This is a genomic window from Conexibacter stalactiti, assembly GCF_033542075.1.
Classification (GTDB): domain Bacteria; phylum Actinomycetota; class Thermoleophilia; order Solirubrobacterales; family Solirubrobacteraceae; genus Conexibacter; species Conexibacter stalactiti.
Map to the genome: position 1 here is coordinate 44,204 of NZ_JAWSTH010000041.1, position 6,000 is coordinate 50,203.

A 6,000-nucleotide genomic window follows, 5' to 3' on the forward strand; every position below is an offset into this window, starting at 1 on the left:
GCACGCGAGCGCATCGCGCACAGGTCCGATCGAACCCGGCCCGTCTCCGTGCTACGCGGCAGGCGCGGGCGGCGGCGTGCCAAGTCCGTCGAGGAAGCGCTCCAGCAGCAGGTCGAGCGCGGCGCGGTCGATCGCCGCGCGCCGTTCAGGAATCCTGCCGGCGTCGCGCAGCGCGGGGAAACGGTCGGCGACCTGCGGGCCGTCGGCGTCGAAGCCGCCGGCGAACGAGCCGACCGCCGCGCCGAGCACCGCGTAGCGCACGGCGGCCGCGATCCGCGTCGCCCGCGACGGCGACCAGCCGGCGTCGAGCAGGCCGCGATAGACCTGCTCCGCACGCCGCAGCGAAGCGTCGATGCGCCCGAAATTCGCCGCCACGTAAGGGACCAGGTTCGGGTGCGCGGCGAGCGCGTCGTAGTAGGACCAGGCCCAGCGGCGCAGCGCGTCCGGCCACGGCAGCGTGTCGAAGCCGGAGGCGTCGACGCCCGAGACGACGCGATCGGCGACCAGCCCCAGCAGCGCGTCCTTGGAGCGCACATGGTTGTACAGCGACGGCGCCCGGACGCCGAGCCGCTCGGCGATCGCGCGCATCGTGACCGCCTCCTCACCGCCGGCGTCGAGCAGCGCGAGCGCCGCCACGGCGATCCGCTCGCGGCCGAGCGGGGCCGGCCGCGAAGCCGCGGAGGTCGTCGTGGCCGACGACGCAGGCGTCGTCGCGGGCGCGGCGGCGGGGCCGTGCCCGTCGTCCGCCGCGGTCTCCTCCGGGCTCATCTCGTCATTGTGGCTGAAATGGCGAATGAACGTCGTTAGTCTATTCCGTCACGAACGATGTTAGCCTTGCATGAACGTTCGTTAGCTCGATCAGGAGGAGTTCTGATGTCACAACGTTTCAGCGGCCAGGTCGCGGTCGTGACCGGCGCCGCGGGCGGGATCGGCGCGGCCGTCGCGCAGCGGCTCGCGGACGAGGGCGCGACCGTCGCGGTGCTCGACCGCGACGAGGCCGGCGCCGGCGCGACCGCCGACCGCATCGAGGCCGGCGGCGGCGCGGCCGTCGCCTACGCCGTCGACGTCTCCGTCGCCGAAGAGGTCGACCGCGCGATCGGCGACGTCGCCGCGCGCAACGGCCGCCTCGACGTGCTCGTCAACAACGCCGGTGTCACACGCGACAACCTGCTCTTCAAGATGAGCGACGACGAGTGGGACAGCGTCATCGACGTCAACCTCAAGAGCGTCTTCCTCTGCGCCCGCGCCGCCCAGCGCGTGATGGTCCCCGCCAAGAGCGGCAAGATCGTCTCGCTCTCCAGCCGCTCGGCGCTCGGCAACCGCGGCCAGGCCAACTACGCCGCCGCGAAGGCCGGCATCCAGGGCCTGACCGCGACGCTCGCGCAGGAGCTGGGGCCGTTCGGCATCAACGCCAACGCCGTCGCCCCCGGCTTCGTCGCGACCGAGATGACCGACCTGACGGCCCGTCGCCAGGGGATGGAGCCAGAGGAGTTCCAGGCGAGAGTCGCGCAGGCGATCCCGCTGCGGCGCGTCGCCTTCCCGGCCGACATCGCCGCCGTCGTCGCCTTCCTCGCCAGCGAGGACGCGCGCCACGTGACCGGCCAGACGCTCTACGTGACCGGAGGGCAGCGCTGATGGACCTCGGACTGACGGACGTCCAGCGCGACATACGCGACACCGCCCGCTCCTTCATCGCGAAGGAGGTGATGCCGCTGGAGCCCGAGGTGCTGCAGCGCGAGCGGCGCGGCGAGAAGGGAATCACGCGCGCCGAGCTGCGCGACCTCCAGGCGCGGGCGCGCAGATTCGGCTTCTGGGGCATAGGAACGCCGGCCGAGCACGGCGGCGCCGACCTGCCGCCCGTGACGCAGTCGCTGATCTGGACCGAGGTCGGCCGCACCTACGTGCCGTTCCTGTTCGGCGGCGAGGCCGACAACATCCTGTACAAGGCCAGTCCCGAGCAGCAGGAGGAGTTCCTGCGGCCGACGATCGAGGGCGACCGCATCTCCTGCTTCGCGATCACCGAGCCGGAGGCCGGCTCCGACGCGACCGCGATCCGCATGCGCGCCGTGCGCGACGGCGACGACTGGGTCCTCAACGGCGAGAAGACCTTCATCACCGGCGGCGTCGAGGCCGACTTCGCGATCGTCGTCGCGGTGACGGATGCTGAACTCGGGCACCGCGGCGGCCACACGGCCTTCCTGGTCGACCGCTCGATGGGCTGGACGGCCGACCCGATCCACACGATGGGTCCCTCCACCCCGGCCTCGATGGGCTTCGTCGACGTGCGCGTGCCGAACCGCAACGTGCTCGGCGAGGTCGGCGAGGGCTTCAGATTGGCGATGGAGTGGATCGGCCGCGGCCGCTACGTGATCCCCTCGCGCGCGATCGGCGCGACCGAGCGGCTGCTCGGCATGGCCGTCGAGTACGCCAACGAGCGCAAGACGTTCGGCAAGACGATCGGCGAGCACCAGATGATCCAGACGATGATCGCCGACTGCGAGCTCGACCTGGAGCAGGCGCGCTGGCTCGTGCTCGTCGCCGCCTGGACGCTCGAGCAGGGCCGCGGCGCGCGCCACGAGGCGGCGCTGGCGAAGCTCGGCGGCGCGACCGCCGCCAACCGCGTCGTCGACCGCGTGATGCAGATCCACGGCGGCATGGGCTACACGAGCGAGCTGCCGATCGAGCGCTGGTACCGCGAGGCGCGCCTGTGGCGGATCTACGAGGGCACCGACGAGATCCAGCGCCGCACGATCGCGCGCGACCTGCTCGCCGGGCGGCGCCGCATCGGGGGGCATCTCGCATGAGCGGCCCCGTCCCCACGCCGGACGCCCCCGTCCCCACGCCGGACGCCCCCACCCCCGCGCGAGACGCCTCCCCCCGCGTCGTGCGCGGCTTCGACGAGCTGCGCGCGCTCGCCGGGCAGCCGCTCGGCTCCAGCGACTGGCTGACCGTCGACCAGGAGCGGATCGACGCCTTCGCGCGCGTCACCGAGGACGAGCAGTGGATCCACGTCGACGTCGAGAGAGCGGCCGCCGGTCCGTTCGGCACGACGATCGCCCACGGGCACCTGACGACGTCACTGATCCCGCGCCTCGTGCGCGGCGCCTACCGCTTCGAGGGCGCCGACTCGCTCGTCAACTACGGCTCCGACAAGGTCCGTTTCCCCGCCCCGGTCCCGGCCGGCGCGCGCATCCGCGCCCACGTCGAGCTGATCGACGTGACCGACGTGCGCGGCGGCGTCCAGGCGCGCACCCGCGTCACCGTCGAGCGCGAGGGCGGCTCGAAGCCCGTCTGCGTCGCCGAGACCGTCACCCGCATGCTCGCAAAGGAATCCGCATGAGCGCCGTCGTACCCCGCACCCCGACCCTGCCCGCCAACGACATCCTCGGCCTCGACGCCGACCTGCTCGACGAGGAGCGGATGCTGCGCGACACCGTCCGCGCGTTCGTGCAGAGAGAGCTGCTGCCCGACGTGCCGCAGTGGTTCGAGGACGGCGAGCTGCCGCGCGAGCTGGCGCAGCGCTTCGGCGAGCTGGGGCTGCTCGGCATGCATCTGGAGGGCTACGGCTGCGCCGGCGCCTCGCCGACCGCCTACGGCCTCGTCTGCGCGGAGCTGGAGGCCGGCGACACCGGCCTGCGCTCGCTCGTGTCGGTGCAGGGCTCGCTGGTGATGTTCCCGATCCACCGCTTCGGCTCCGAGGAGCAGAAGCAGGAGTGGCTGCCGCGGATGGCGACCGGCGAGGCGCTCGGCTGCTTCGGCCTGACCGAGCCCGACGCCGGCTCCGACCCCGGCTCGATGCGCACGACCGCGCGCAGGGACGGCTCCGACTGGATCCTGAACGGCACGAAGATGTGGATCACGACCGGCTCGATCGCCGACGTCGCGATCGTCTGGGCGAAGACCGAGGACGGCATCCGCGGCTTCCTCGTGCCGAGAGGGACGCCGGGCTTCACGACGCAGGACATCCACCACAAGCTGTCGCTGCGCGCGTCGGTGACCTCGGAGCTTCTGCTGGACGACGTGCGGTTGCCGGCCTCAGCTGAGCTGCCGGGCGCGCGCGGGCTCGGCGGGCCGCTGACGGTGCTCGGCGAGGCGCGGCTGGGGATCGTCTTCGGCGCCAACGGCGCCGCGCGCGCCTGCCTGGAGGCAGCCGTCGAGTACGCCCGTACACGGATCCAGTTCGGCAAGCCGATCGGCTCCTTCCAGCTGACGCAGGCGAAGCTCGCCGAGATGGGCGCGAGAGTCGCCGCCGGCCAGCTGCTGGCGCTGCGGCTGGCGCGGATGAAGGAGGCCGGCACGCTGAAGCCCGAGCACGTCTCGCTCGGCAAGTACTCGAACGTGTCGGCGGCGCTGGCCGTCGCGCGCGAGGCGCGCACGATCATGGGCGCCAACGGGATCACGCTGGAGTACCCGGTGATGCGCCACGCCGCGAACCTCGAGACCGTGCTGACCTACGAGGGCACCCACGAGGTCCACTCCTTGGTCCTCGGCCGCGCCTTGACGGGGTTGAACGCCTTCTCGTAGCCGCGCCCCGTCGTGCCCGACCTCCGCAGGTCTACTACTGCTCAGCGGTAGTAGACCTGCGGTGCTCCCGGCTGAGCTACGCCCAGCCGAGCTGGGCGCCGCCGTTGGGCTGCAGCACCTGGCCGGCGTAGCCCTCGGCGGCCGGGCTGCCGAGGAAGGCGACCAGCGACGCGATCTCGGCCGGCTGGCCGACCCGCTTCAGCGCAGTCCTGCCGGCGTACATCTCGCGCAGCTCGTCGAGCGTCATGCCGGCGTCGGCGGCGTCGACCTCGATCTGCGGCGAGTCGATCACGCCGGGCGCGATCGCGTTGACGCGGATCCGCTCCGGCGCCAGCTCGCGGCCGAGTGCCTTCGTGAGGCTGATCGTGCCGGCCTTCGACGCCGAGTAGGCGGCCGCGCGCGGCCAGCCGGTGATCCCCCAGATCGACGTGATCACGACGATCGCGCCGCCGCCGGCGCGGCGCATCCCCGGCAGCACCGCCTGGATGCAGGCGTAGGTGCCGGTCAGGTTGACGTCGACCTGATCGAAGATCTCCGCCTCCTCCTGCTCGAGGAAGTCGCCCATCTGCTCCAGCGCCGCGTTGGCGACGAGCAGGTCGACCGGCCGGCTGAGCCGCTCCTCGGCGCGCGCGACGGCGGCCGCGATCGCGGCGTGGTCGCTGACGTCGGCGGGCGCCGTGATCCCACCCAGCTCGTTGGCGAGCTGGGTCAGGCGCGGCGTCTCGCGCAGGTCGTTGACGGCGACGGTCGCGCCGTCGGCGGCGAGCCGGCGGGCGGTCACCTCGCCGATCCCCTGCGCCGCGCCGGTCACGAGCGCGACGCGGCCGGCGAGCGGGCGGTCGGGCGTCGGGGTCGCGGCGGTCTCGAGCGCGTTCACAGGATCCGCCCCGCGCTCGGGCACAGCACCTGGCCGGCGAAGTAGTGCGGCTCGCGCGCGAGGAAGGCGACCGAGGCGGCGACCTGCTCCGGCGCGATCGCGCCCGGCGCGAGCGTGTTGACGGCGATCCCCTGCGGACCGTACTCGCGCGCGAGCGCCTTCACGAGGCCGATCACGGCGCCGTCGGCGGAGGCGCGATGGGCCTCCTGACGGCCGCCGTCGAGCGCGGCGGCGGAGGTGACGGCGACGATCTGGCCGCCGTTCCCGCTCGCCAGCATCCCCGGCAGCACGGCGCGAGCGCAGTGGACGGTCATCCGCAGCTGGTCGTCGAGTGCCTGGTTCCAGGTGGATGGGTCGATCGCGTCGAAGGCGAGCGACGGCTCGTCGGCCGCGGCGTCGCCGGTCGTCGTGACGAGCAGCTCGACCGCGCCGTGGACGCGCTCCAGCTCGGCGACGGCGGCGCGGACCTCGCCGCCGTCGGTGGCGTCGAGCGCGAGCGCGGCGCCGCTGCCGCGGCGGTCGGCGCCGGCGACGTGCCAGCCGGCGCTCGCCAGGGCGGCGCAGATCGCGCGACCGACGGGGCCGGCCGCGCCGCTGAC

The 6,000-nt window shown here is 73.4% G+C and carries 7 protein-coding genes; 4 read left to right on the top strand and 3 right to left on the bottom strand.

Features of this window, described 5'->3' with window-relative positions:
* Positions 1–51 precede the first annotated feature (51 nt).
* Complete coding sequence (locus tag R7226_RS15995) at positions 52–768, bottom strand: TetR/AcrR family transcriptional regulator (protein ID WP_318598192.1); 717 nt, start codon at positions 766–768, stop codon at positions 52–54.
* Positions 769–873: 105 nt separating this feature from the next.
* Here R7226_RS15995 and fabG point away from each other — a divergent pair, with 105 nt between their 5' ends.
* Genes fabG through R7226_RS16015 form a run of 4 tightly spaced genes read left to right on the top strand, consistent with a single transcriptional unit; the run spans position 874 to position 4,524 of the window.
* Positions 874–1,635, top strand: a complete 762-nt coding sequence (gene fabG, locus R7226_RS16000; RefSeq protein ID WP_318598193.1) for a 3-oxoacyl-ACP reductase FabG — start codon at positions 874–876, stop codon at positions 1,633–1,635.
* Positions 1,635–2,804, top strand: a complete 1,170-nt coding sequence (locus R7226_RS16005) for an acyl-CoA dehydrogenase family protein (RefSeq protein ID WP_318598194.1) — start codon at positions 1,635–1,637, stop codon at positions 2,802–2,804. Before fabG ends, R7226_RS16005 begins: the two co-directional genes overlap by 1 nt.
* Positions 2,801–3,340, top strand: coding sequence for a MaoC family dehydratase (locus R7226_RS16010; RefSeq protein WP_318598195.1), 540 nt, complete (start codon positions 2,801–2,803; stop codon positions 3,338–3,340). Before R7226_RS16005 ends, R7226_RS16010 begins: the two co-directional genes overlap by 4 nt.
* Entirely contained in the window at positions 3,337–4,524 is a 1,188-nt protein-coding gene (locus R7226_RS16015; RefSeq protein WP_318598196.1) for an acyl-CoA dehydrogenase family protein, read from the top strand. The genes R7226_RS16010 and R7226_RS16015 overlap by 4 nt, the downstream gene beginning before the upstream one ends.
* A gap of 76 nt (positions 4,525–4,600) precedes the next feature.
* Here the strand turns inward: R7226_RS16015 and R7226_RS16020 are convergent, their stop codons facing one another.
* Both R7226_RS16020 and R7226_RS16025 read right to left on the bottom strand, forming a co-directional pair.
* Positions 4,601–5,401: an SDR family NAD(P)-dependent oxidoreductase gene (locus R7226_RS16020; protein WP_318598197.1), complete on the bottom strand. Its 801-nt coding sequence runs from the start codon at positions 5,399–5,401 to the stop codon at positions 4,601–4,603.
* Positions 5,398–6,000, bottom strand: a 603-nt coding sequence (locus R7226_RS16025; protein WP_318598198.1) for an SDR family NAD(P)-dependent oxidoreductase, incomplete at its 5' end; no start/stop codon positions are given. The genes R7226_RS16020 and R7226_RS16025, both read right to left, overlap by 4 nt.

What these genes read in the sequence shown, in the direction of transcription:
- R7226_RS15995 (WP_318598192.1), bottom strand. Translation starts at nt 768, where the DNA reads ATGAGCCCGGAGGAGACCGCGGCGGACGACGGGCACGGCCCCGCCGCC.
- fabG (WP_318598193.1), top strand. Translation starts at nt 874, where the DNA reads ATGTCACAACGTTTCAGCGGCCAGGTCGCGGTCGTGACCGGCGCCGCG.
- R7226_RS16005 (WP_318598194.1), top strand. Translation starts at nt 1,635, where the DNA reads ATGGACCTCGGACTGACGGACGTCCAGCGCGACATACGCGACACCGCC.
- R7226_RS16010 (WP_318598195.1), top strand. Translation starts at nt 2,801, where the DNA reads ATGAGCGGCCCCGTCCCCACGCCGGACGCCCCCGTCCCCACGCCGGAC.
- R7226_RS16015 (WP_318598196.1), top strand. Translation starts at nt 3,337, where the DNA reads ATGAGCGCCGTCGTACCCCGCACCCCGACCCTGCCCGCCAACGACATC.